Origin of the sequence: Mesorhizobium sp. WSM3873, from assembly GCF_001672445.1 — a bacterium.
Lineage (GTDB): Bacteria > Pseudomonadota > Alphaproteobacteria > Rhizobiales > Rhizobiaceae > Mesorhizobium.
This window is the reverse complement of sequence record NZ_LYTM01000054.1, coordinates 88565-114138: the sequence shown is the minus strand read 5'-3', so window position 1 is coordinate 114138 and position 25574 is coordinate 88565. Positions and strand designations below refer to the sequence as shown.

The 25574-nt window shown below is 64.8% G+C and carries 26 protein-coding genes; 7 read left to right on the top strand and 19 right to left on the bottom strand.

Annotation, left to right across the window (positions count from 1 at the left end; all coding sequences use genetic code 11):
• The first annotated feature begins 181 nt into the window (after positions 1-181).
• From A9K71_RS25120 to A9K71_RS25090, 7 genes are all read left to right on the top strand, one after another.
• The gene (locus tag A9K71_RS25120) at positions 182-847 is read left to right on the top strand and encodes an XRE family transcriptional regulator (protein ID WP_067002738.1); all 666 of its coding nucleotides are present in this window, start codon (positions 182-184) and stop codon (positions 845-847) included.
• A 37-nt stretch (positions 848-884) separates the two neighbouring features.
• Positions 885-1961, top strand: a complete 1077-nt coding sequence (locus A9K71_RS25115; protein ID WP_067002448.1) for an extracellular solute-binding protein — start codon at positions 885-887, stop codon at positions 1959-1961.
• A gap of 19 nt (positions 1962-1980) precedes the next feature.
• Positions 1981-2850: an ABC transporter permease gene (locus tag A9K71_RS25110; RefSeq protein WP_067002446.1), complete on the top strand. Its 870-nt coding sequence runs from the start codon at positions 1981-1983 to the stop codon at positions 2848-2850.
• On the top strand, positions 2850-3647 hold the full coding sequence (locus A9K71_RS25105) for an ABC transporter permease (RefSeq protein WP_067002444.1): 798 nt from the start codon (positions 2850-2852) through the stop codon (positions 3645-3647). The genes A9K71_RS25110 and A9K71_RS25105 overlap by 1 nt, the downstream gene beginning before the upstream one ends.
• Positions 3644-4753 carry an ABC transporter ATP-binding protein gene (locus A9K71_RS25100; protein WP_067002442.1) on the top strand — a complete coding sequence of 370 codons (1110 nt, stop codon included), beginning with the start codon at positions 3644-3646 and terminating at the stop codon, positions 4751-4753. Before A9K71_RS25105 ends, A9K71_RS25100 begins: the two co-directional genes overlap by 4 nt.
• A 31-nt stretch (positions 4754-4784) precedes the next feature.
• A complete protein-coding gene (locus tag A9K71_RS25095; protein WP_067002439.1) occupies positions 4785-6170 on the top strand; it encodes an FAD-binding oxidoreductase in 1386 nt (461 codons plus the stop codon).
• A 105-nt stretch (positions 6171-6275) separates the two neighbouring features.
• Positions 6276-6632, top strand: a complete 357-nt coding sequence (locus tag A9K71_RS25090) for a cupin domain-containing protein (RefSeq protein WP_067002437.1) — start codon at positions 6276-6278, stop codon at positions 6630-6632.
• A 34-nt stretch (positions 6633-6666) separates the two neighbouring features.
• On the opposite strand, the gene A9K71_RS25085 is transcribed toward A9K71_RS25090, so the two are convergent.
• From A9K71_RS25085 to A9K71_RS24995, 19 genes are all read right to left on the bottom strand, one after another.
• Positions 6667-8310, bottom strand: a complete 1644-nt coding sequence (locus tag A9K71_RS25085; protein WP_067002435.1) for an MFS transporter — start codon at positions 8308-8310, stop codon at positions 6667-6669.
• A gap of 197 nt (positions 8311-8507) precedes the next feature.
• Positions 8508-8774: a flagellar biosynthesis protein FliQ gene (fliQ, locus tag A9K71_RS25080; protein ID WP_027165133.1), complete on the bottom strand. Its 267-nt coding sequence runs from the start codon at positions 8772-8774 to the stop codon at positions 8508-8510.
• Between the two features lie 21 nt (positions 8775-8795).
• Entirely contained in the window at positions 8796-9206 is a 411-nt protein-coding gene (gene flgD / locus A9K71_RS25075; protein WP_067002433.1) for a flagellar hook assembly protein FlgD, read from the bottom strand.
• A 2-nt stretch (positions 9207-9208) separates the two neighbouring features.
• Positions 9209-9646, bottom strand: coding sequence for a flagellar biosynthesis repressor FlbT (gene flbT / locus A9K71_RS25070; protein ID WP_067002431.1), 438 nt, complete (start codon positions 9644-9646; stop codon positions 9209-9211).
• Positions 9643-9990 carry a flagellar biosynthesis regulator FlaF gene (gene flaF, locus A9K71_RS25065; RefSeq protein WP_067002429.1) on the bottom strand — a complete coding sequence of 116 codons (348 nt, stop codon included), beginning with the start codon at positions 9988-9990 and terminating at the stop codon, positions 9643-9645. The genes flbT and flaF overlap by 4 nt, the downstream gene beginning before the upstream one ends.
• Before the next feature lie 31 nt (positions 9991-10021).
• Entirely contained in the window at positions 10022-11071 is a 1050-nt protein-coding gene (locus A9K71_RS25060) for a flagellar hook-associated family protein (RefSeq protein ID WP_067002427.1), read from the bottom strand.
• A 3-nt stretch (positions 11072-11074) separates the two neighbouring features.
• Positions 11075-12529 (bottom strand): flagellar hook-associated protein FlgK, encoded by a 1455-nt coding sequence (flgK, locus tag A9K71_RS25055; RefSeq protein ID WP_067002425.1) that lies wholly within the window; start codon positions 12527-12529, stop codon positions 11075-11077.
• Between the two features lie 32 nt (positions 12530-12561).
• A complete protein-coding gene (locus A9K71_RS25050; protein ID WP_067002423.1) occupies positions 12562-13818 on the bottom strand; it encodes a flagellar hook protein FlgE in 1257 nt (418 codons plus the stop codon).
• A 91-nt stretch (positions 13819-13909) separates the two neighbouring features.
• Complete coding sequence (locus A9K71_RS25045) at positions 13910-14578, bottom strand: response regulator transcription factor (protein WP_067002421.1); 669 nt, start codon at positions 14576-14578, stop codon at positions 13910-13912.
• 221 nt (positions 14579-14799) lie between these two features.
• A complete protein-coding gene (locus tag A9K71_RS25040; RefSeq protein WP_245299767.1) occupies positions 14800-15393 on the bottom strand; it encodes a transglycosylase SLT domain-containing protein in 594 nt (197 codons plus the stop codon).
• Positions 15323-16708 (bottom strand): flagellar hook-length control protein FliK, encoded by a 1386-nt coding sequence (locus A9K71_RS25035; RefSeq protein WP_082980692.1) that lies wholly within the window; start codon positions 16706-16708, stop codon positions 15323-15325. Before A9K71_RS25035 ends, A9K71_RS25040 begins: the two co-directional genes overlap by 71 nt.
• Positions 16705-18132, bottom strand: a complete 1428-nt coding sequence (locus A9K71_RS25030) for a chemotaxis protein MotC (RefSeq protein WP_067002419.1) — start codon at positions 18130-18132, stop codon at positions 16705-16707. The genes A9K71_RS25035 and A9K71_RS25030 overlap by 4 nt, the downstream gene beginning before the upstream one ends.
• The gene (locus A9K71_RS25025) at positions 18129-19574 is read right to left on the bottom strand and encodes a MotB family protein (RefSeq protein WP_067002417.1); all 1446 of its coding nucleotides are present in this window, start codon (positions 19572-19574) and stop codon (positions 18129-18131) included. The genes A9K71_RS25030 and A9K71_RS25025 overlap by 4 nt, the downstream gene beginning before the upstream one ends.
• Positions 19571-20197: a hypothetical protein gene (locus A9K71_RS25020; RefSeq protein WP_067002416.1), complete on the bottom strand. Its 627-nt coding sequence runs from the start codon at positions 20195-20197 to the stop codon at positions 19571-19573. Before A9K71_RS25020 ends, A9K71_RS25025 begins: the two co-directional genes overlap by 4 nt.
• 3 nt (positions 20198-20200) lie before the next feature.
• Positions 20201-21859 (bottom strand): flagellar basal-body MS-ring/collar protein FliF, encoded by a 1659-nt coding sequence (gene fliF, locus A9K71_RS25015; RefSeq protein WP_067002414.1) that lies wholly within the window; start codon positions 21857-21859, stop codon positions 20201-20203.
• A 205-nt stretch (positions 21860-22064) separates the two neighbouring features.
• Positions 22065-22949 carry a flagellin gene (locus A9K71_RS25010; RefSeq protein ID WP_067002412.1) on the bottom strand — a complete coding sequence of 295 codons (885 nt, stop codon included), beginning with the start codon at positions 22947-22949 and terminating at the stop codon, positions 22065-22067.
• Positions 22950-23230: 281 nt separating this feature from the next.
• Complete coding sequence (locus tag A9K71_RS25005; protein ID WP_067002410.1) at positions 23231-24115, bottom strand: flagellin; 885 nt, start codon at positions 24113-24115, stop codon at positions 23231-23233.
• 228 nt (positions 24116-24343) lie between these two features.
• Positions 24344-25075 (bottom strand): flagellar type III secretion system pore protein FliP, encoded by a 732-nt coding sequence (gene fliP / locus A9K71_RS25000; RefSeq protein WP_067002408.1) that lies wholly within the window; start codon positions 25073-25075, stop codon positions 24344-24346.
• Entirely contained in the window at positions 25072-25566 is a 495-nt protein-coding gene (locus A9K71_RS24995; protein WP_067002407.1) for a flagellar basal body-associated FliL family protein, read from the bottom strand. The genes fliP and A9K71_RS24995 overlap by 4 nt, the downstream gene beginning before the upstream one ends.
• Between the last annotated feature and the right edge of the window lie 8 nt (positions 25567-25574).

Genomic DNA, 25574 nt, shown 5'->3' with positions numbered 1-25574 from the left:
CAGCTGACCGACAATGGCCCTTGCTGTACGACATCTTGCCGGCCGACATTCGATACTGCCGTTGAATGCTTAATTTTTTGGTCGGCTTCCGTTTCGAGTCATGGGACAGCGGAAATGGCATCCGCCCCTATTGCCAGCTGTACAGTGGTACTGTACAGGGTGTTAAGTGGAGGAAAACGGGATGCGCGAGGCTTCGGAGGACGGCCAGGCTCCGGCGGCGAACGGTGCCGGCACGGCTGCAGCTCATGCGCAGCAGGTGCTGGGCGTGCGGCTCAAGGCCCTGCGCCTCGCTCGCCGCCTGTCATTGCGTGACCTCGCGGAAGCGACCGGGACCAGCGCCAGCTTCATCAGCCAGCTTGAACGCGGGCTGACCGGCGCCAGTACTGCCTCGCTCAACCAGATGGCTTCGGCGTTGGGCGTGAGCGTCGCGATGCTGTTCGAGGAAAGCGCGACACAGAACCATGGCGTGCTCCGGCGCAGCGAGCGGCCAAGTCTTCCGCCCAGCGACGGCTGCCGTAAGATGCTGCTTTCCCGCCCGCCGCTGAGCGACATGGAGGTCTATGTCGGCGAGTTCGATATCGGCGGCTCGACCGGCTCCGCGCTTTACACGCATGGCGACGCGCAGGAGATGCTGATCGTCCTTCGCGGTGTCGTCGAGGTCTCTCTCGGCGACGCCCGCCACGTCCTCGAAGAGGGCGACAGCATCGAATACGCGACATCGACACCACATCGCAGCGAGAACATCGGCAGCGGCCGGGCCGAGGTGATGTGGATCATCGCGCCGCCGACCTCGGCACGCGCCGAACTCGATCAATACAAGCCCTGGAAACCGCTCGCGGCCAGGTAGTCCGATTAAACGCGGGCATAATGGGAGAGTCAGAGTTATGTTGAAGTCGAAACTTGCAGGTCTTGGCACCGTGCTGGCGCTCGGAATGCTGACAACCACCGCCTTCGCACAGGAAAAGCCGGTCGCGGGCGAGGTGAAGGAAGGCTCGCTCAAGGGCAAGACCCTGACCTTCGTCTCCTATGGCGGCATCTATCAGGACGGCCAGGTGGCGGCGCTTAAGGAGTTCGTCGAGAAGTCCGGCGTCAAGCTGCTCAATGACGGCCCGACCGAGATCGCCAAGCTGCAGGCCCAGGTCGAATCCGGCAACGTCACCTGGGACGTGGTCGATACCGGCGATCTGCCGCCTTACGTCCATTGCGGAAAGCTGTTCCAGAAGCTCGATCTCTCGAAGCTCGACGTCTCGAAGATACCCGAAGGACAGGTCGGCGAGTGCTCGGTTCCGGCGATGAACTACGGCGTCGTGCTGATGTACAACAAGGAGAAGTACAAGGATAACCCGCCCAAGAACTGGGCCGACTTCTTCGACACCGAAAAATTCCCCGGCGTGCGCGCCCTGGACGGATCCGGCGATCCGACCGGTGGCCTGCTCGAACAGGCCTTCAAGGTGGCGGGCGGCGATCCGAAGGCGATGACCGCTGCCGATATCGACAAGGCCCTCGACGTGATTCGCAAGCTCGGCCCGGACACGATCTACTGGAAGACGGGCGCTGAATCGCAGCAGCTCGCCGAGTCCGGTGAAGCCGACATGCTGATGATGTGGACCGGCCGCGCCATGACGGCGGTCAAGAACGGCGCCAAATACGCGCCCGCCTGGCAGGATTGGCTGGTGGTGATGGACCAGATGACGATCCCCGTCGGTGTCAAGGATACGGATGCCGCCTATGCGCTGCTGAATGCCTACCTCGGCAAGCAGGCGCAGGAGATTCTCACGCAGCAGACCTCCTACACGCCGATCAACAACGATGCGAAGCCGAAGGTTGACGAGTCGGTCGCAGCTTTCCTGACCAACACGCCCGAGCGCCAGAAGCAAGGCTACAAGCAGAACATCAAGTTCTGGGTCGAGAACTTCCCAGTGGCGCAGGAGAAGTGGTCCGCGCTGATGGCCGGCAACTGAGCTGACGGAGGCAAGGCCCGTGAGCGCGCTCGAACCGACGATCCAGACTGCCGAAAAGCGGGCAGGATGGGCCTGGCGGCCGTTCGCGCTCACGCTGCCGGCACTGGTTCTGCTCGCCGCAGTGATCGGCTATCCGCTGCTCACCATCGTGCTGCGCAGCCTGTCGGAGCCGGAATGGGGCGTCCAGAACTATGCTTGGTTCTTCGGCGCGCCCGTCAATCTCGCGGTGCTCCAGCGCACCTTCACCATCTCGGCATGGGTGACGCTGGTCTGCGTGGTTTGCGCTTATCCTTATGCTTACCTCATGACCGCGGTCGGGCCGCGCGTGCGGCTCGTCCTGGTTCTCTGCGTGCTGATCCCATTCTGGGTGAGTGGCGTGGTGCGCACACTCTCCTGGGTGATCCTGCTGCAGGATTCCGGCGTCATCAACTCGCTGCTCAGATCAGCCGGCTTCGCGGGCGTCCGGCTGATCCGCACCCAGACGGGCGTGGTGATCGGCATGGCGCAGGTGCTTTTGCCCTTCATGATCCTGCCGCTCTATTCGGTGATGAAAGGCATCGACCTCAGGCTGGTGCAGGCGGCGCGAAGCCTTGGCGCCCGGCCGTCCCGCGCTTTCTTCACAGTCTACCTGCCGCTGTCGCTGCCGGGCGTCTATGCCGGCGCAATCATCGTCTTCATCCTGGCGCTGGGCTTCTACATCACGCCGGCACTGCTCGGCGGGCCGCGCTCGACGATGCTGTCGACACTGGTGCAGACCCAGGTGCTCAGCCTGCTGCAATGGGGACGCGGCGGCGCGATGGGCGTGGTGCTGCTGGTCACGACCTTCCTGTTGCTTGCGCTTGCTGCGCCGGTGATGAGATCGCGGCACCGGGAGGCGGGGCGGCGCTGATGGAAATGAAGACGCTCACCCGTGTCGTTCTCGGCCTTGTCAGCCTGCTGGTGGCCATCTGGCTGGTGGCGCCGACGCTGGTCGTCGTGCCGATGTCGTTCAACGGCAACAAGTCGCTCTCTTTCCCACCGCAAGGCTTCTCCTGGCAGTGGTACGAGAATTTCGTCACGAATCCAGAATGGTCGACCAGTTTCCTCAATTCCCTGAAGGTCGCCTCGATCGTGGCGGTGCTGGCAACGGTGCTCGGCACGCTGGCCGCCTTCGGCCTCGACCGTATGAAGGCGCGGCCTGCCAATTTGCTGCGGATGCTGATGCTGACGCCGATGGTTGTGCCGGGCGTGGTGCTGGCCATCGGCATCTATGCCGTCTATCTCGATGCGCGACTCGTCGGCACGCTGCCCGGCTTCGTGCTCGCCCACACCATCTTGGCGCTGCCCTTCGTGCTGATCGCCGTCTCGGCCAATCTCGAAGTGTTCGACAAGCGGCTGGAGACGGCTGCGGCGAGCCTCGGCGCCGGCGCGCTCACCACGTTCCGGACGGTGACGCTGCCGCTGATCCTGCCCGGCATCCTGTCGGGCCTGCTGTTCGCCTTCGCGACGTCCTTCGACGAGATCATCGTCTCGCTGTTCATCACCAACCCCTATCTCAAGACGCTGCCGGTGCAGATCTTCTCTTCGATCACGCGCGACGCCGACCCGACGGTCGCGGCCGTCGGCACGATCCTTTTGTGCGCCACGACCATCCTGATCGGCGGCGGCATGCTTCTTCTTGGCCGCGAGCGGAAGGGACGCTTATGAACCCAAGACCGGACAATCGCGGCGCGGCGATCGACCTCGAATCCGTCACCAAGGCCTATGGCGCGTTCAAGGCGCTGGACGGCGTGTCGCTCAGGATCGAGCCCGGCGAGTTCATGACGCTGCTTGGGCCGAGCGGCTCCGGCAAGACGACGACGCTCAATGTGATCGCCGGCTTCACGGATGTGTCGAGCGGCAAGCTGCTGGTCGGAGGACAAAGCGTCGTCGGCGTGCCGGCGCACAAGCGCAACATCGGCGTCGTCTTCCAGCACTACGCACTGTTCCCGCATATGACGGTTGGCCGCAACGTCGCCTATCCACTGACGCTGCGCGGCGTTGGGCAGGACGATCGGAAGCGGCGCGTGGCCAAGGCGCTCGACATGGTCAAGATGGGCGACTTCGCGCATCGCTATCCGAGCGAATTGTCAGGCGGTCAGCAGCAGCGCGTGGCGCTGGCGCGGTCCATCGTCTTCGACCCGCCGCTGCTCCTCATGGACGAGCCGCTCGGCGCGCTCGACAAGAAGCTGCGCGAATGGCTGCAACTCGAGATCAAGCGCATCCATCGCGAGCTCGGCACCACCTTCGTCTACGTCACGCACGACCAGGAGGAGGCATTGGTGCTGTCGGACCGCATCGCCGTGTTTAACCGCGGCCGCATCGAGCAGGTCGGCACCGGACGGCAGCTCTATGACGAGCCGGCGACGCTGTTCGTCGGCCGCTTCATCGGCGACTCCACGGTGCTGCGCGGCGAAGCCAGAAGTGACGGCACCGGCACTGCGCTGACCATCGCCGGCGAGACGGTCGCCGCGCCGCGCCGGCTTGCCGGAGAAACCAGCCCGGTGATGCTGCTGCGGCCCGAGAAACTTGCCATTCGCCCGCCGGGGCAAGCCGACGGCAAGAATCGCCTGGCGGGAACGATCGCCGAGGCGATCTATCTTGGCTCGGGATCGAAATACGAAGTGAAGCTCGGCGACGGTTCGACCGCGATCGTGCGGTCGCCGCTGACGGGCGAGAATTTCGCCCTCGGCGAGAAGGTGGAACTCTGCTTCGACGGCGCCGACGCCAAGCTTCTGCCCGACGACAGCACGGCAGACACGACGCTCACCTGATCCCTCTCTCCGGTCTCTTGGAAGCCATCCCATGCAAGTCAAGCGCAACGGCGACATCTCGTTCTGGTATGCGGATCTGGGCGCGGTCCCAAGCCCGCGTCCGCCCTTGCCCGGCGACATCGAAGCCGATGTTGCGATCGTCGGCGCCGGCTACACCGGGCTCTGGACCGCCTATTATCTGAAGAAGGCGAAGCCCTCGCTTCGCATAGTCCTGCTCGAACGCGAATTCGCCGGCTTCGGTGCCTCGGGGCGCAATGGCGGCTGGCTTTCGGGCGGCTTTGGCTGGTCGCGCGAAAAATATCTGAAGACCTCGACTCGGCAAGGCGTGACCGCCATGCAAAAGGCGATGGCCGGCTGCGTGGACGAGGTGATCCGGGTGGCGACGGCAGAAGACATCGATGCCGACATCCGCCGCGTCGACAATCTAACGGTCGCCACCAATGCCGCACAGCTCGAACGTGTGCGCGAGGCGTGCGAGACGATCCGCTCCTGGGACGCCGACCCCGAGCGCATCGAATTGCTCGACGCTGCAGCCACACGCGCGCGCATCAATATCGCGAATGTCATGGGCAGCTTCGTCATCCACGGCCAGGCGCGGGTGCAGCCGGCCAAGCTGGTGCGCGGGCTGGCGGAAGCGGTCGAGCGGCTCGGCGTGCCGATCTACGAAAAGACGACCGTGACGTCGATCGCCAAGGGCAGCGTGGCCACCGACCGTGGCACGGTGCTGGCGGAAACGATAATTCGCGCGACGGAGGGGTTCACGGCCGGCATTCCCGGGGAAGAGCGGACATGGCTGGCGCTCAACAGCGCGCAGATCGTGACCGAGCCGCTGCCACAAGAACTCTGGCGCGAGATCGGCTGGGACGGGCATGAGCTCCTCGGCAATGCGGCGCACGCCTATTGCTACGCCCAGCGTACGCGCGAGGGCCGTATCACCATGGGCGGACGCGGCGTGCCCTACCGCTATGGCTCGCGCACCGACGTCAACGGTCGGACGCAGCAGGCGACGATCGACCAGCTGCACACGATCCTGACGACGCTGTTGCCGCAGACGGCCGGGTGCCGCATCGACCACGCCTGGTGCGGCGTGCTCGGCGTGCCGCGCGACTGGTGCACGACGGTCGGCGTCGACCCAAGGACGCGCATCGGCTGGGCCGGCGGTTATGTCGGGCTGGGCGTGTCGAGCTCCAACCTTTCGGGGCGCACGCTTGCCGATCTGATCCTCGGCAATGACACGGATCTTACGCGACTGCCCTGGGTCAACCGCAAGGTCAGACCGTGGGAGCCGGAACCGTTCCGCTGGCTCGGCGTGCACTCGATGTACCAGCTCTACCGCATCGCCGACCAACGCGAGGCCGCCGGGCTCAATTACACTTCGAAATTGGCCGCCCTGGCCGACAGCATCACAGGCCACTGAGACGGTTCGGCGTTCGCCGAACCGCTCTAACTCTTTGTTTTCGCGCAATTCCGGACGGAAAACCATTGCACTTTCCTGGAATTGCTTTTGACACTGGAGCCTATCTTGATCGACCTTTCGACCTTCCGCGACCTCGCCACGGCCGATATCGGCGTCTTTTCACCGAAGCCGACCTCGATCGAAGGCGATCAGGTCGAAGCGGTGCGCTCGTTCTTCCAATCGCCGGACGGGACCGTCGATATCGGCATCTGGGAATGCACGCCCGGCCGCTTCACCGCCGACCGCTCGGGTTCATCCGAGATCTGCCACATCATCTCCGGTCGCGTGGAAGTGAGCCGCGCCGACGGCGAGATGCGTGAGCTGGGGCCTGGCGATCTGCTCGTCCTGCCGAAGGGCTGGAAGGGCGAGTGGCTGATTCATGAGACGACGCGCAAGCTCTATATGATCCACAGCGCTGGCTGATCGGAACTAGATATTCCGGGCCAAAAGACTCGGGTTAGTGATCGATCGGCCCCTTGGGCGAGACAAGGGCCGTGCCGGCGGTGGTCGGGCGTTCGATCATGCGGCGCACACGCGGCGGGTTCTCGCCGCTGTGCAGCGCGCGGATGCGCTCGCCGACAACGGCGTCGGCATGAGTGGCACGCCGGTTGTGGCGGATATACTCGACCCAGGTCGGCGTGTGGTAGTGCTCGATCCAGATGCCCGGATTTTCGAGATCGCGGGCGAGTGTCCAGTTGCGGGCGCCGTCGCGGCGGCGGATGCGGCCACGCTCGGCCATGGTGGCGAGGAATTCCGGCACGTCCTCCTCGCGAATGATGTATTCGATCATGATGGCGATCGGGCCGCTGCGCGGCTTCAAATCGAGCGCCAGCATCGGCTCCTTGAACCGGTTGAGCGGATCGAGGTTGAGAGCGGTGTGCTGCGGCAGCGGCAGGATCAGGCCGATGGCGCCACCGACGAGCATGGTGACAGCGGCAACCATCAATGCAGTCTCCGCGCCATGGGCGTCGGCGACGACGCCCCAGATCCAGCTGCCCAGCGCGATGCCGCCGAAGGTTGCTGTCTGGTAGATCGACAGCACGCGCCCGACCACCCAGCGCGGCGTCGACATCTGCACCGTGACGTTGAAATGCGAGAGCGCGATCACCCAGCAGGCACCGCCGATGAGCAGGCCCGCCGACGTCTGCCAGGCATTGTCGCTGACGGCGGCGTTGAAGGCGCAAAGCGCGAAACCGGCGAAGGCGGCGCGCACCATCGTTTCGCTGGAGAGCCATTGTCTGAGCCTCACGCTGATCAGCGCACCGCCGACCGCGCCGATACCGAAGGCGCCAAGCATGATGCCGTAGGTTAGCGCGTCGCCCTTGACCACATCGCGCGCCACCAGGGGCAGCAGCGCCAGCACCGCGCCGGCGCTGAAGCCGAAGGCGAAGCCTCTCGCCAGCACCTTGCCGATGTTCGGCGACATGGCGACATAGCGCAGACCGGCTCCCATCGCGGCGCCGAGCGATTCCCGCGGCAGGGTCGGCGCGGGTACTTCCGGCTTCCAGCGGAAAAGCACGACGATCAGGCCGATATAGCTGATGGCGTTGGCGGCGAAGGCCGCCGCCGCCCCCGCGGCGGCGACGATGATGCCGCCGATCGCCGGGCCGACGCTGCGCGTGATGTTGAAGCCCATCGAGTTGAGCGCGATCGCCGCCGGCACCTTGGCGCGCGGCACCATGTCGCCAACCGACGCCTGCCATGACGGGCTGTTCAGCGCCGTGCCGCTGTCGATCAGGAAGGTGAAGGCAAGCAGCGTCCACGGCGTCATCCAGCCGAACCAGGTGAATACGGTGAGCAGTGCCGAGACCACCAGCATGAAACTCTGCGCCACCAGCATGACCTTGCGGCGGTTGAAGCTGTCGGCAATGGCGCCGGCAACAAGCGCGAACAGCATGATCGGCAAGGTGGTCGAGGCCTGCACCAGCGCCACCTGGTAGGATGAGGTGGCGATCGTCGTCATCATCCAGGCGGCGCCCACGCCCTGGATCAAGCCGCCGAAATTCGACACAAGGCTCGCCGACCAGACGGCACGGAAGATGCCGTGCCGGAACGGCGCCAGCGCCGAGACGCGTTCGCTTTCCGGCTCGTCGTCGATCATGGTCGCTGTCCCGCCTTCATCTTGCTGTCTTGCGCTCGCCCGGCGCCATCATCGCGCGGGCGACTCGCCAAAGCATCCAGGTCCAACAACAAGAAGGCAAAGGCGAAAATGCGTCGGCGAAGCTTTAAGCCAAGCATCTTGCCGGTGTGGACCAAACTTTTGCCGGTCCGCTCGGGCGGGATGCCCGCGGCCGCAGGTCAGAAGCCGTGCTCGATGCGTTCGAAGATGACGTTGGTGAAGGCCGAGATCTGGCTGCCGATGAACGGGCCGGTCAGCGCCACGACCAGCATGATGGCGACGATCTTGGGCACGAAAGTGAGGGTGATTTCCTGAATCTGCGTCAGCGCCTGGATAAGCGCGATGCCGATACCGACGGCCATAGCCACGAGCACCACCGGCGCGGAGGCGGTAAGCACCGTCCACACCGCATATTGCACGATATCGAGGGCGTCGGCCTCGTTCATGGGCAGACCCTATGCGAAACTCTAGGCGGCCGGCTTGATCGATACGCCCGCGCCGACAGGGACCTCGGTGCCGTCCTGCAACACTGCGATCAGGCCGCTGCTGGCGAGCTTCACCGAAACCACGGTCCCTGTTGTCTTGCCGTCGGCGGCGGTGATCGAACGGCCGATCAGCGCGTCCGCCTGCGACAGCGCCGAGGATTGCATGATCTGGTCGAGCTTGCTGTTGGTCTGCACCGATTGCTCGACCTGCGAGAAGGTCGCGAGCTGGGCGACATATTCCGTCGAATCCATCGGCTTGGTCGGATCCTGGTTCTTCATCTCGGCGATCAGAAGCTTCAGGAACGACTGGTAGTCGACCGCCGTCTTCGAGGTCTGCTGGCTGCTGGCCTGGGTGGCGCCAACCGGGATCGTCGTTGTCATGTCCACGGCCATCTTTATGCTCCCACAGCCAGCGCGCGCGGCGCTTCCGGAATGTCGTCATTGCCGCCGAGCGCCTGGCGCTCGAGCGGATAGAGCGCGCGGATCGCCTTCAGCGCCTCGTAGATATGATCCTCGCCGACCATGCGGTCGATCTGCTTCAGCGCGCTGCAGATTTCCTGGTTGTCAAAGCTTGCGATCAGCATCGGCAGCGAGCGGCGGAACATGTCGCGGGCCTCGGAGGCGCCCGGCGGGTTGATCAGCATGATCTGCACGATGAAATAGAGCTGCCTGAGCGGCGTCGAGGCCTGCTCGGCCTGCATGACGTGGCTTTCGAGCAGGAACTGAACGTCGTTCATCAGCTCGATCGTGACCTTGCGGTCAACCCGGACGACGGCGCCGTTGATGTAGATCTTCTCGTTCGGCTTCAGCGAGATCTTCAGCGTGTTGCTCATTGGATGCCGTCTCGGATGATCTGGGAGACCTCGATCAATCCTTCGAAATTGTTGGTGCGGCCCTGCCGGATGTCTTCCGTTTCGCGCAGCAGCCACAGGCCGATCGAGATCAGATTGGCGCGCAGTTCCTTGGGCAGCGCATTGTCGCTGGAGCCGAGATCCTCGACGAAGGTGGTCCAGATGCGGTTGGTGAAGTGCAGCGCCTCGACCGCCTCAATCGACTCCGGCCCAACGGAAGCAGCCGTGGACAACATGTCGATCGATCGGGTGAGCAACTGCCGCTCCCGGTCCTTGGCGTCGGCGACGGAGTCGGTCTGGATGTCGGCGTAGGAGAATTGATACATCGTCGGAGCTCTGGCGTTCCGGTGAGAGTGTTCAGGTGAGATAGTTCAACAGGCTCAGTTGCTGCAGTCGCGCGGTCAATGCGAAGGACGTTTCTATATGCTGCGTCAGGTCGGCCACGCGGGTGGCGGCCTCCGAGGGATCGACGCCTTCGAGGTCGATGATGTGCTTCTCGAACAGATCGACCTGGGTCTTCATGCGATCGCTGGCGTCGGACACGCGCTTCTGGGTGAGGCCGGCTTCGGACTGCACCTGGACGATGCCGCCGATGGCTTCGCCGACCAGCTTTTGCGCGCGGCTGACGATCGTGTTCTGCCCAGCCTCGCTGATGTTGCCGGCAAAGAGCGTGCCGACCATGGCGGCCGCCATGGCGAGCTTGCGGATGCCTTGCTCGTTGGCGCTGACCGACGTCTGCGTGGTCTCGTTCAATGAAATGCGGCTGGTGATCTGGTCGTCGGTGGCATTCGACCAGTTGGCCTGCCAGCCGGAGCCCAGGAACTGCGGCTCGACCGCGGTGGTGATGAAGTCGTCCATCTGGGCGGCGGTGATGTTGGCGGCCGCGGGGTCGTTCTGGGTGAAGCCGAAATAGCTGGTGAAGGCGGCGTCGAACGCCGCCTTGGCGGGCGAGCCGGCGGCGCTGAAATCGTCGATCGGCTTGACGTCGGTGTTGGTCCCGGCAAACAGGTATTCGCCGTTGACGCTGGTGTTCAGGATGCCCGTCATCTGCTGCAGCGCCGTGGCGCCGGCGGTCTGGGTGATGCTGGTCGAAGAGTCGCCCGACACGGCGCTGGTCAGCGCCGTCAGCAGATCCTGCGCGACATCGGAGAGCTGACCCAGCGAATCCTGTGTCGAAGTCAGGCGTGCGGCGACCAGCGAGTTCGAATCGACGATGCCGTTCAACCGGTCGAGATCGCGCTGGAAGGTGACGGCCTGTGTCGTGCGCCCGCCGAGCGCCAGGCCGACATCCGCTACCTTGCCGGTCTGGGATTCGGTGGTCGCCTTGACGAGTTCGGCCTGCATGCGCATCTGCTGATAGCGCAGGGCGTTGGAAATGGCGGCTGAGGAGACGGCTGTCGCTTTCATGGATTATCCCACCGCGCCCAACAAGGCGTCCAGCATGTCGTCGACGGTCTTCATCATGCGCGCCGACGCCTGATAGGTGTGCTCGAGGTCGAGAAGCAGGGACATTTCCTGGTCGACATTGACGCCGGTATCGTTCGATAGCGCTTCGGCGGTGCGCGTGGACAGCGCTTCCTTCGCGTCGGCGTTGGTCGATGCCTGCTGGCGCACGCCTTCGAACCAGCCGATGGTGTTGGCCGCGTAGTCCGAGACGCCGGAGCTGACCGTGATGCCGGCGGAGGTGTCGAAGGCCATCGGCTGGTCGAGCCTGTTGCCGTAGGCGATCAGCAGGTCAGAATAGGAGGCGCCGCCGCCGGTGTTGGAAACATAGGCCGCGCCGTTGGCGCCGCCGTCGCGCAGCAGCGCCGCGCTGCCGCCGGCGCTCGGGTCAAACGCGGCGTTGACGCTGATCGAGCCGGCGAGGCCGTCGACCAGGGTGCCGGCAGCGGGAACAGCCGGCGCGCCGGACCAGGTGAACAGGCCTGCGGCGTTGGGCTGAGACGGCGCGGTCTCGGCAAATGCCGTGATCAGGCCGCGCGCGATCTCGTCGAGCTGGCTCTGCATGGTCGCGGCAACGCCGTCGCGCAGCTTCAGCATGCCGGCAAGCTTGCCGTCGGCGCTGGTATTGTCGCCGGTGTCTGCAGAAAGCGGCACATTGTCGATATAGATCGTGTTGCCGGGCGTACCGGCGGTGTAGCCGGCCGAGGGCGTGAAGGTCACCGACCGCGGCACCGTCTCGAACAGCGTGGTGCCGTCCTTGGTGGTGATGACCATGTCGTTGTCGCCGCGCGTGAAGGTCGAGACCGGGACATATTCGGCGATCTTCTTGAGAAGCGCGTCGCGCTGGTCGAGCGCGTCCGACACATCCGTGCCGGAGCGTGTGCCGGCGATGACGGCCTTGTTGGCGTCCTGGAACTGGCTGAGCAGCGAGTTGAGGTCGTCGACCGCGGTGGCGATCTGGCCGTCGGTTTGGGTGCGGAAATCCTGGATCGCCGTGGTGCCGTCGTTCAGTGAGCTCACCACCTGCTTGGCTGCGTCGATGACGCTGGCGCCGAGATTCTGGTTCGACGGCGTGGTGGCGTAGAGCTGCAGCGCCTGCTGCAGATTGCCGATCGCAGTCGACGCAGACGACGCATTGTCGACTCCATTAACCGATAAGTCGAGCTGATCCATGCCGCTATAAAGCGCGCTCTGGCCGCTCCATGCCGACAGCGCGGAAAGGTTCTGCCGGAACAGAAGATCATTGGCGGCGCGCTGTATCTCCACCGATCGCGCGCCGGGCGCCGTGCTGGTGACGACGGCGACGCGACGGGCATAATCCGGGTTGGACGCGTCGGCCACATTGCGCGACACGACGCTGGTTTGCTTGGATGTGGCCAGGAGCGCCGACTGGGCGATGCTTAATGCGGTGGAAAGCGACATGCGGGTCTTTCACGGGCTGGCGCCCGATGGGGTTATCTCTTCAGGTTGACCAGGACGTCCATCAGGTCGGAACCGGTCTGGAAGACCTTCGAGTTGGCGGTGTAGCTGCGCTGCGCCGCAATCATGTTGGTCAGTTCCTCGGCGATATCGACATTGGAATTTTCGAGCGCGCCCGAGACGACCGAGCCAAGCTTTCCTTCATTGGCAAAGCCGATGCGAACAGCGCCTGAGTCCGCGCTTTGCACATAGACGTTGCCCGGCATCGCGGTGAGGTTGTCGGGGCTCTGAACGTCGGCCAGCGGGATCTTGTAGAGCGGCTTGGTGGAGCCATCCTCGAATTGGGCGTAGATGACGCCGTCCTGGCTGATCTGGATCTTTTCGATCGTGCTCGGCGCATTGCCGTTGACGTTGGCATCGGAGACCGTGAAGCCGGTTCCGAGCTGCGTCAGCTTGGAGAGGTCGAGGTTGAGAGTCGAACCGTTCGGCACCGTGAAGGACACGCCGGTGGTCGCGCCGGTGAGCTTGCCGGTGGTGGTGTCGAAGGTGAGATTGGCCGAACCCAGCGCGCCGCCCGCATAGGGGAACGACGTGCCGGCCGTGGCCTTCGACTGATCGAATACCGAAACCTGCCAGGTGCCGGTGCCGGTGTTGGTGAAATAGACGTCGAGCAACACCTTGTTGCCGAGATTGTCGTAGGCGACCAGCGACGATTTCGACGTGTATTGTGACGAGGTGCTGTTGTCGGTGGGTAGGTTGCCGGCGGTGACAGCGGTGGCGCCAGCCGGCAGGTTGCCGGTGAATGTCCCTTCCGTGCTCGGCGTCGCCGTCATCTCCTGATCGGAAATCTGCACCGGCACGAGGCCTTCGAAGCCGTTGGCGGTGGCGGCCGGATCGCCATTGGCGTAGCTGTAGGCCATCAGCTGGTAGCCGGCGGCGTTGACGAGGCGTCCTTGAGCGTCCGGAACGAAGGCGCCGGCGCGGGTGAGATAGGGCGTTCCGCTCGGGTCCTGCACGACGAAGAAGCCGTCGCCGTTGACGGCGAGGTCGGAGACCGAAGTGGTGTACTGCAGAACACCCTGCGAGCTGACGGCCGAACGGATCGTCGTTGTCACGCCCCCTGAATTATAGGCGCCGCCGGTGCTCGGCATGATCAGCGTCGAGAATTCGGCGGAGGAGCGCTTGTAGCCGGTTGTGTCGGAATTCGCGATATTGTCGGCCACCGTGGACAAGCGGTTGGCCTGGGCGTTCATACCGGAGACGCCGGTGCGCATCATTCCGTAGAGGCTCATCGATACATCTCCTCGGTGCCTTTCTGAGAGGCTACAAAACTAAGCCTCGTGTCTTGCGCGAGGCTGGCGCGGGATGTGCCGGCGACGACCATCAAAACACCAGCCGGTAGCCGAGGAACCTCTTGGAATCGATCGGGTCATGGCCGAGCTTCTCGCGCAATTTCTTGCGCAGCTTCGAGATGTGGCTCTCCACCACGTTCTCCTCGACCTCCTCGTCGAAGATGCCGTAGATGGCGTTGAACACCTGCGTCTTGGTCACGCGCCGGCCGCGATTGCTGGCCAAATATTCCAGGATGCGCCGCTCGCGACGCGGCAGCGGCAGCGGCTCGCCGTCGATCTCCGGGTCGCGCCCGTCCATGAAGATGCGCATCGAGCCGACCTCGGTGTAGGCGGCCTCTTCGCGGGCGCGGCGGCGGATGGCGGTGATGCGGGCGAGGATTTCGCGGATGTGCACCGGCTTGCGGACGACGTCGTCGACGCCGCTCTCGAAAAGCCTAAGCGTGTGTTCCAGCGAGTGCTGTTCGCTGAGCGCGATCACCGGCGCGCCGGTGCGGTCGCGGATCTGGCGCGGCGAGATGGCGCCCTCGCGGCAGTCGCCGATAAGGAAAGCCCTGACCGATCTCAAGTCCGTGTCGGCGGCAGAGTTCACCCACTCGCCGAACTCGCCTGGCGCGAAGCCCGCGGTGGCAACGCCCTCGCGATCGAAAAGTGAGCTGTAGCCCTCAGTTACGAGCTCGCGCTCATCAACGATCACGATCATCGGCCCGCCCTCCGAATCATCTCATTTGCCCCGTGCGGAAAGCGGTATCCGGTGCGGTGAATCCTGAAAAACCGTCATTTCTTGTAGCTATTTTCTTGGGAGTTTTTTTGGGAGCCGTAATAAAGCCGGCCGTGAAGGGACTATTCGCGGCACTGGATAGAGGGCTGCCGGCGGCCGCTGTGAACCCCGTCGCGGCGGACCAAAGGCATATGGTTTTGCAACTAATGGTTGCAGAACGCGCTGGCGTTCGGCGTCCATTTGCCGAAGCCGGTGGCGACCATGTTGGCGATGACGCGGCAGACATAGACCTTCTGCGCCGGGTCGTTGTCGGGGCCGGCATGATAGCGGGCGACGGCCATCGACCAGGTCATGTGGCGGGCGTGGAGGCTCGCCAGGAAGCGCGCCGCGTAGTCGACGTTCTGGTGCGGGTCTAGCATGTCCTCGACGCTGCGGAACTGCGCGCCATGATAGCGATGATTGATCTGCATGCAGCCGAGATCGATCAGCGTCTTGCCCTCGCGGCGGGCATTCTCGAACGTCGCCAGCGCCTCCCCTCGGCTGCGCGGAAAAACAGCCTTTCCTTCTACATTCAAAGCGTTGGGCTGAAGGCTGCCCTTCTTTCCCGTTTCTGTTAGGCCGACCGCGTAAAGGATACCGGCCGGCACGCCATAGCGATCGGCGGCGCGCAGGATTTCCGGCTCGCAAGGATTGGGCGCGGCTTTGGCGGCGACGGTCGCGGCCAGACTAGATATAGATATCGTCGCCAGCGCGCTCGCGAAGAGGCGAAGCAGCGCGGCCGAATTCCTGTGCGCCATTGCCGTCGTTCCTTCCCGGTTGCCGATCGCCGCCGGCGCTGTTGCCGCCCGAGTTCCCGGGCTGGAACGAAGGCTGTTCGCGGCCCGTGGACATCGGCGGTGCGCCGCTCGCTTCGACGCGACCGGGCGAATGGACCGCTATCGAGGGTTGCATGATGGTGACGTGATCGACGTCGAAACCAAGACTGCGGAGCGACTTGACGATGGCGTCGCTGTCGGCGGTCAGACGGCGGTACGCCTCGTGCGTTTCCGGCTTCATCTCGATCGAAAGCTGCTCTCCGGAAAGACGCAGGCTGGCGGTGACCGTGCCGAGGTCAGCCGGGTGGAGCTCGATCTTCAGGACATGTGTCGAAACGGCAACAGAGTTGGTCGCGTGCGAGCCGATCGGAGCGCTCGAGTAGGCCTGCTGAACCCCGCTGTCAGAGGCGATCGCCTCAGCCAGCGCCGATACCGTCTGGCCGAAGGCGTTTTGGGCCGGCGCGGGGAAGCTCTGCTGGCTGACCACATCCATGCGCGCGGCGGCAGAGGATGGCTTGGCTTGATTGTTCGATGCGAGGGCTTGCGCCGTTTGCGCGGTCTTCTGGGCGGCCGCCGGACGCCAGCCTTGCGGCGTCGTTGCGTCGGTTGCGGCTCCTTGCGTTCCAGACCGGATGTCGTCCTTGCGGATCGACATGTCCGGGCCTTGACCAGCGCCGGCCGGTTTCTGTCCGAAATCGAGCCCGGGCTTCTCGGTCGCCATCGTCGCGCGACCGGATCGCGGCAACGGCTCGCTGCCTTCGGAAGCGTCGGCCAACATGCGTTTGCCTTGACGGATCGCCAGCTGCGAAGACGCGGCCTGGCCGATCGAGGGCTCTCCCTCGACAGAAGATCCACCGCGCTCGGCATTTGTCGACGTTGCGAAGTGGCGGATGTCGCCCAGCGCCATCAGCAGGGGAAAACCGTCCTGAAGCAGAGCGCTATCTGACGATTGCGCCGCCGCATCGGCATCGTCCGTGGCCTTTACATGGTCAGCCTCGGCGCCATTCTTCGCGGCCTTTCCGGCCGCTGGCTTCGGCGCGGCAGTCTTGTTCTGGCCATCCTGATCGGGTGGTGGCTTGGGCGGACCGGCGAGGGCGCGCCGCGCCGGCTGCGCATCGGAAGACACAGGCTCGGCCGGCTGCTTTGCCTGCCGCGCCGATTGTTCGGCGCCATGCACCATCTCGCCAAAATTCGAGCCGTTTTCCTTGCTGTCGGCAGGATGCTGCCGCGATTGGACCTGGGCGGATGCAAGTCCCGGCGTGGCCTGGCTCACGCTGTTCATTTGGGCGCTGGTCATTTGGGAGCGGCTCCAAGTAGCTGGTCGATCTGGTCGAGCTGGCGGCGCGCTTTGAGCATCGCGGCATCGGTGGGATCGTGCGGATCGAGGCTTGCTGCGGCCGCCGGCGTGGATGCAGGCAGCACGGATGGCGTTTCGGGCTGCGCAGGAGCGGGGGCTTGAGCCTCGGCCGCGGCCTGAGCCGTCGTCGGCGGAGCCGGCGGCGCGGACGTTGCGGCCGGCGCGTCCGCCGGCTTGACCGGGGCCGGCTGCTCGGCCATCGCGCCTTCCACCGGGGGCAACCCTTCGGCGTCGGCCTGGCTCGCAGCCTCGGTTTCAGCGGGTTTCGCGGCATCGCTTTTGGCCGGACCGGCCTCCGTCTCATTCATGGCGGCCGCACGCACGGGAGCGACGACCTCGCCGGCAACGGCCTGTGCCGCATCGAGCAAAGCGCGGTCGCGCTCCGAAAGCTTGCCGCGATCGACCTTGCCGAGCCTCGCGCGTACATCATCGATCGTGGCCGATGTCACCGTGGAGAGGCCCGAATAGAGCACGGCGCGCGGGTCGTCCTGATTGCCTTTGCCGTTGCGGCCCTGCTCGGCCCGGGCCGAGGCGAAGGCGGAGAGGTCGCTCAGCCCGTCGATCGCGGCGCGGCGCGCGATGCGCAGAAAGATCACCTTCTCGCGCTCGGGGTCCATCATCGAGGTGATGTCGGCGAGCTTGTCTTGGCTGATCGACATGTGCAGCGCAATCACACCGGAGACGAAGGAATCGGCGAACTGACTGGCATAGGGGGAATAGAGATAGCCGGCGACATATTGCGTCGAGGCAAGCGCGAAGCGCGCGGCGTCGCCTTGTGTCGCTGCGAGGCCGACCGAGCGGCGAAGCGCTGCCTCCTCGACCAGTGTGCCGGGGCTGAGCAGGCGGGCCTCGTCCAGCAGCGTCAGCGCCGTTGCGGGTTCATCGGTCGCAAGCAGCGAGCCCTTGACCAACGCCAGGAAGGCGCCGAGGTCGGCGGGCACGCTCATCGGGTCGATCGGCTTCAGGATTTCGATTGCCGCGGCCGGCCTGCCGTTGAGATAGGCGACGACCCCTTTGGCGATGGCGAGGCTTTGCGGGTCGGTCGCCGCGCGCGAAGCCGCCGCCTCGACTGTGACGGGATTGCCGCCGCTCATGCCATAGACGAGCAGAGCGCGGAAATTCTTCGGGTCCTTGAAATCGCCGGCATCGGCGGCGCGAAGCCTCGCATCGGTCATTTCCAGCAGCTTGGCCTGCATCGGCAGCGCCGCATGATCGCCTCCGGCGATGCGGTCCTGGACCAACTGCAGCGAGCGCACCAGCTGGTAAGGCTGCAGGCCGTCATCCTGTGCAAAAGCGGCAGCGGGCGGTCCTGCGGCGAGCAGCAGCAGCCCGACTGCGCGGCCGATGGCGGTCCTGACCCTCATCCGCCGGTCGCCATCAGGATCTCGATGCGGCGGTTGGCGGCGGCCAGCGGATCGGACGCGATCTTGGGCTGGCGGTCGGCGAAGCCCGCGACCTCGGTGATGCGGCTTTCGTCGACGCCGCCGCGCACCAGCATGTAATAGGCGGAGTGGGCGCGGGCGGTGGACAGCCGCCAGTTGTCGTAGGCGTTGCTGCGGAACGGCCGCGCATCGGTATGGCCGCCGATGGTGATGGTGCCCTTCTTCTCGTTGATGATGCGGCCGATCTTCTCCATCGCCAGCACCATCTCGCGGCGCGGCACGGCCGAGCCGATCTCGAACATGCCGAAGTCGAGCTGATCGGTGATCGAGATGACGACGCCCTTGTCCGTTGCCTCGACGGAGACGCCCTCGGCCAGCTTGTCACCGGGCGCGAAAGCCTTGGCCAGTTCCTGCTTGATTTCGGCGGCCGCCTTGAGGGCGGCGCTGCTCGGGACCTTCTTTCCGTTGTCGGAGGCTTGCTCCGGCTCCGCCTTTGCCGGCTCGGCCGTCGCCGGTTCGGCCCCTGCGGCTCCCGGCATCGCAGCATCGGTCGCAGCGGCCTCTGCCTTTTCGGCTTCTGCCTTTTCAGCTTGGGCTTTCTCGCCCTTGATCGCCTTGCCTTCGGCCTTCCCGACTTTTGTGTCGCCGTCCGATCCGGCGACCACCTTGGCACCGTGTTTTTCCGGTGCCGCCAGCGGCTCGAGCGGCGCATCCAACTGCGGCGGTGCCGGCGGAGCGGCCTTGACTTTCGGCACATCGGTCTCGGCGACCTTCTCGCCAGTCCTGGCCGGATCGCCTTCGATCCTCCTGCGTTCGGCGCTGGCTTCGGCGCCAGGCGTCGCAACCTGCTGCGACCAGAAGTCCGGCGCGAAAGGATCGCGATAGGATTCGCCGCCGGAAGCGCCGGTCGCCGGACCGGCGTTCTGAGCGCCGCCTTCACCCTTGGCGCTGACATTCTGCATCACGCCGGTATCGGTGGCGATCTCCGACAGCACGGCATAGGGATCGGCAAACAGATGCTCGTCGGAGAGATCGGATTTCTGCGAGGCCTCCTTCGTCTGCCTGCGGTCGGAGGAGCCGGCGCCGCCCTTGCCGTCCTCGCCGGCCTTGCTCGCGCCATCCTGCGGATTGTCGGCCGTGAGGCCAACCTTGCTCGGGCCGTCGCCAAGATCTTCCAAGCCCTTGCGGCTGGAATTGCGATCGATCAGCTCGACCGGGTTGAAATAGCTGGCGACCGCCGCCTTGGTCTGCTCGTTGGCGGCGTTGATCAGCCACATGACGAGAAAGAAGCACATCATGGCGGTCATGAAGTCGGCAAAGGCGATCTTCCAGACGCCGCCATGATGGCCGTCGTCATGACCGTCGTGGTTCCGCTTGACGATGATGATCTCATGCCTGGCCTCGCCGTGGTCGATGGCGCTCATGACAGGACCTCCGACAGGGAAGCCGACCATTCGGCGATGCGCGTCTCGAAGACGGTTTCATCGATGGTCACGGTCAGGTCGAAGCCGGCGGCCTCGGTGAAATCGAGATTGGCCGCGCGATCTCCAAGCGACGCCTTCAGCGGCTCGAACAGCGACAGCGGCCCGCGCACGCCGATACGCACCGCCTCACTGTCGGCAATCGCGGCGCTTACGGTACGGGCAAGAGCTTCGATCGAGCGCTCCTGCAGATCATGGCTGACCACGCCGCCGAGGATGCGGGCGACGGTGGCGGCGGTGAGCTCGGCCACGCGCGCTTCCATGGCATCGATCCGTGTCGCGACCGCCGCCCCCAGATCGCCGCCGAAGCTTTTGAGGAACGCCTTTGCCGCATCCTCATTGGCCTGGCGTTCGGCCTCGAGGGCCGCCTCGTGGGCGGCCGCGAGCCGCGCCCCGAGTGCTGCTTCCGCATCGGCCACCGCCTCGGCGATCAGCGCGCCGATGTCGGCCTGCGGCGGCGATACGTCCGGCTTGCGCTCGATGTCAGGCGCTGACGGTGCCTGGCCGGCGCGCGGGGCGCGCGAACCGAAATCGGGCAGGAGATCGAAAAGGGCCGCCGAAGCCATGGCTTAACCCGCGGCTTCCGGGGCGGCCGCCCATTTGCGCAGGATCTGGGCGGTGCGTTCCTCGTTGAGGTCGACCATGCGTGCCAGCCGTTCCTGCGGCGCAGGCCTGATCTTCTGGCGCAGGTCGTCGAGCGGAGTGGCGCCCGGCCGGGCGCCCGGCAGCGCGCCGACGGCCGTGTCGGCCGCGATTGCGGCCACCGGCGCGTCGGGGGTCGGCAGCGAGCGCTGGACATCGTCGAAGCTCGGGCCGGCGAGGGCCGCGGGCTTGGCCGACGCCGTCAGCGCGGCCGCCATCGGCCGCAGGCCGAAGAAGGCGACCAGGAACACGACGACGATAAAGGCGCCGGCATTGATCAGCGTGCCGGTGTATGTGCCGATCGAGGCGAGGATGCCCGGCTGGTCAATCGGCTCACCGTCCAGCCCGTCGATGAACTCGACCGCCGAGACATCGATGACGTCGCCGCGCTTCTCCTCAAAGCCAGTGGCGGAGGCCACCATCTTCTGGATATCGGCGACGCGCTTGGCAAGCTGCTCGGGGGTGGCGTCCTTGCCGAGAATGGTCTTCAGCCGATCCTGGTTGACGACGACGGCGATCGACATCTTGGTCACCGAGTAGCCGTTGGAAACGGTGGCGATCTTCTTGGAGTTGATCTCGTAGTTTGTGATCTCCTCCTTGCGGTCGTTCTGCGAGGAGGACTGCGGCCCTTCAGTCGTGGTCGTCTGCGTCTCGGGCAGGTTCTGCTCGACGCTGGTCGGGTTCGAGGCCTGCTTCTGGTTGCTGGCCTCGTTGGTGCGCACCGACTGCACTGAACGCTCGACGCGGGATTCGGGATCGAAGATCGTTTCTTCGGTCTGTCGGGTGTCGGTATTGACGTCGGCCTTGACGCTGGCGCGGAAATTGTCGGGGCCGAGATAAGGCGTCAGCGCGCGGCGGATGTTGTCACCGATCTGCGCCTCGACCGTCTGCTCGACGCCGAGCGTGCGGGCAGCACTTGTGTTGGAAGTGTCGTCGCCGGCGGCGAGCAGATTGCCGTTGGAATCGAGCACGGTCACCTTGTCGGCCGACAGGCCGGGAACCGCTGCGGCGACGAGGTGGCGGATCGACTGGGCGCTCTTTTCGGCATCGACGCCGGCATAACGGATGACCACCGAGGCCGAGGGCTGCTGCTCGTCACGGCGGAAATTGGCGCGCTCGGACATGACGATGTGTACGCGCGCCGCCTTGACGCCGGCGATCGACTGGATGGTGCGCGCGATCTCGCCTTCCAGCGCACGCACGCGGGTGATCTGCTGCATGAACGAGGTGAGGCCGAGCGAGCCGACATTGTCGAACAGCTCGTAGCCAGCGTTGGCGCTGGTCGGCAGGCCCTTTTCGGCCAGCAGCATGCGCGCCTGCGCGGTGGTGCCGGCCGGCACCAGCACCGATGTTCCGTCGGCGCCGACATCGAAGCCGATGCCGGCCTCGCCCAGCACCAGGCCGATCTGGTTCACGTCGCTGCGGTCGAGCCCGACATAGAGCGTCTCGTAGGCCGGACGGTTGAGATAGACCGAGCCGACGCCGATGACGGCCATGACCAGCGCGGCGATGCCGCCCATGAGAGCGAGACGCCTGACGCCGAAGCCGCGGAGGTTCGCGATGAGGCTCTGGATCTGTTCCGGCACGATTCAACCGCTCCCAGCATGACTTTCCGCCGGAAGACTAGACCGCGAAGCTTGTGCGAGGATGATAGCGCATGCGGCCAGGGGCTATGCTAGGCCCGAACGGCCCGGAGGCAGCAGTCCAACGCGCAAGAAAAAGGCCGCGCCCGAGACGCGGGCCGCGCCCGAGACGCGGCCTTGCGATGGAGGGGTTGCCTCAGCGGAAATATCAGCTCTTGAACAAGGCCAGGATCGACTGCGAGTTGCCGTTGGCGATCGACAGCGCCTGGATGCCGAGCTGCTGTTGCACCTGGAGCGCCTGCAGGCGGGTCGATTCCTTGTTCATGTCGGCATCGACGAGGGCACCGACGCCCTTGTCGATCGAATCGGACAGGTTCGACAGGAAGCTCTGCTGGGTGTCGATGCGCGACTTGGCGGCGCCAAGGTAGGCAGCGCCGGTGGAGAGCTTGGCAAGCGCGGTTTCAACGCTGTCGAGCGCGGTGTCGACGGCGGTGTCGGAAACGGCCGCGGCACTCGGATCGAAAAAGGTCGTCGCAAGCAGCCCGCCGACGATGCCGCCGGTGCCGGCGGTGTCGAGAACCTGCGTGTCGGTCGCTGCCACGTCGATGGTGTCGATGGAGACGGTCGTGCCGGTGCGGTTGTACGAAGCCACGACATGCAGATCCGAGGCGGCCGTGCCGTCATTCTGCAGCAGGTTCGAACCGGCATAGCTGGCATTGGTGACCGACGACCTGATCTGGTCCTGGATGGCCTTGATTTCGGTCGCGATCTTCTGCTGGTTGTCCTGACTGGCGCCGCGCGCGGTGACCAGCTTGGCCTTGATCGCGTCGACCTGGTCCTTGATGTCGGTGATGGCGGTGTAAGCTGTGTCGACCTTGCCGGCGCCGAGGCCGAGCGCGTCCTGGACGGCCGAGAGCGCCTTGTTGTCGGACCGCATCGAGGTGGCGATCGACCAGTAGGCGGCGTTGTCGGAAGCAGTGGCGACACGGTAGCCAGTCGAGATGCGGCCCTGCGTGGTCTCAAGCGCCTTGTTGGTGGCGTTGAGGCTCTGCAGCGCGGTGAGCGCGGCGGCGTTGGTCATGATGCTTGCCAAGATACACCCCTTCTCAAAGCAGGCATGCCTCGCGCATGCCGGTCAACTCTCTGGCGGGGGCGGTCATGCCTGTCGACCGTCGGTCGGCCCGTCATAGCGATTGGTTAACCATAGCTAGCGCGTCACAGTTAACGGCGCGTTAAAAGCCAGCCTTGAAACCGCGGTGCGGTAATATTTCTCGAGGGAAGAGGCGCGCCTCGGAGGGGCAGCAGCATCAAAAATGAAAATCGGGCCGCGCTGGTGGCGCGGCCCGACAAAGATGCCTGAAGTTCGCCGGGCGATCAGCCGCGGAAGAGCGACAGGATCTGCTGCGAGTTGCCGTTGGCGATCGACAGCGCCTGGATACCGAGCTGCTGCTGCACCTGGAGGGCCTGCAGGCGGGTCGATTCCTTGTTCATGTCGGCGTCGACCAGAGCGCCGACGCCCTTGTCGATCGAGTCCGACAGGTTCGACAGGAAGCTCTGCTGGGTATCGATGCGCGACTTTGCGGCACCGAGCGAGGCGGCGCCGGTGGACAGCTTGCCGAGCGCCGTTTCAACGGTGCCGAGCGCGGTGTCGATGGCGGTGTCGGCGACGGCGGCGGAGCTCGGATCGAAGAAGGTCGTGGCAAGAAGACCGCCGACGATGCCGCCGGTGCCCGCCGTGTCGAGGACCTGCGTGTCGGCAGAGGCCACCTTGATGGTGTCGATCGTGACGGTCGAGCCGGTGCGGTTGTACGAAGCAACGATGTTCAGATCGGAAGCAGCCGTGCCGTCGTTCTGCAGCAGGTTCGAGCCGGCGAAGTTGGCGTTGGTGACCGACGACTTGATCTGATCCTGGATGGCCTTGATTTCGGTCGCGATCTTCTGCTGGTCTTCCTGGCTGGCGCCGCGGGCGGTAACCAGCTTGGTCTTGATCAGGTCCACCTGATCCTTGACGTCGTTGATGGCGGTGTAGGCTGTGTCGACCTTGCCGGCGCCGAGGCCGAGCGAGTCCTGAACGGCCGAGAGCGCCTTGTTGTCCGACTTCATCGAGGTGGCGATCGACCAGTAAGCGGCGTTGTCGCTGGCGGTGGCGACACGGTAACCGGTCGAAATGCGGGACTGGGTGGTCTCGAGCTGCTTGTTGGTGTTGTTCAAGCTCTGCAGCGCGGTCAGCGCAGCGGAATTGGTCATGATACTGGACATGATACTCGTACCTTGGTTTTTACACGGATTTTTTTGACATACCGGCTTGTCCGGTATGACGGTGCGGCATCATGCCAATGATCGTTGAGACCCGATCACCCGCCATCTGGAGCGGACTATGCGGGCAACTTCCTACCAAACGGCTAAACTGGACGGTTAATCCAAAATAATTCGCGCGGGCTTTAGCAGGCGAAGCCTTAAGTGTCGTCCTCGAGCCCGGCGGGGCGGTCAGGTAAAGGATCGCACCAGGCTGCCGACCAGAAGGTTCCAGCCGTCGATCAGCACGAAAAACAGGATCTTGAACGGCAGGGAAACCACCGTCGGCGGGAGCATCATCATGCCCATCGCCATGGTCACGGTGGCGACGATGAGATCGATCACCAGGAACGGCAGCACGATCAGAAAACCGATCTCGAAGCCGCGCCTGATTTCCGAGATCATGAAGGCGGGCACCAGAATGCGCAGGTCCACGGTGTCACGCGAGACGGTCTGGCCGCGCTCGCGGGCGAGATCGGCAAAAAGATCGAAATCCTTATCGCGCACATTGTGCAGCATGAAGCTGCGGAACGGATCCGAGATCTTCTCGAAGGCCTCGGCCTGGGTGATCTGGTTGTCCATCAGCGGCTTGACGCCGGTGTTCCAGGCCTGGTCGAAGGTCGGCGCCATGACATAGAAGGTCATGAACAGCGACAGCGAGATCAGGATCAGGTTGGCCGGCGTCGACTGCAGGCCGATGCCGGCGCGCAGGATCGAGAAGGCGATGACGAAGCGGGTGAAGCTCGTCACCATGATCAGCAGGCCCGGCGCCACCGAAAGCACGGTGAGCAGCCCGAACATCTGGATGAGATAGCCGACCGTGGTGCCGTCGGCCTTGCCTATGCCGCCGAGATCGAGCTGCTGGGCCGCGGCGACAGAGGTGGTGACGACGATGGGCGCCGTGGCGATGAGGAACTTTCTCATTCGAGCAGCATCGTCCTGATGAGAACCTGTTTGACGTGGCCGCCGCTGCGCAGCGCCGCACGCTCGTCGAGATCGGCCTTGAGATGCTGGTAGCCGCTGGCGCCTTCGATCTGATGCATCTTCAGCGTGCGCACGAACGCCAGCAGGTCCTGATGGATCTGCTCGGTCATGTCCTGCGGCTGCGGCGCGTCGTAGAGCACCGATGCCTCCAGCCTTATCCAAATTTCGCTAGGTGCGGCGAGATTGGTGGTGATCGGCGCCAGTTGGACCACCGTCGGTCCGGCGATCTGTTTGCCCACTTCGGCCGACTTCTCCGGGTTGCCGGCGTTCTCGGGTGCGGCAGGAACAGGCGCCGGGGCTTCTCCCTGCTTGAGATAGCCGCCCGAGAACCAGCCCATGCCGACGGCCGCGCCCGTCATGGCCAAGAGCATGGCGAGCTGGACCACAAGGGAAGGTCCCTTCTTGGACTGAGCCTGCTCGACGTTTGCCACGACAGCGA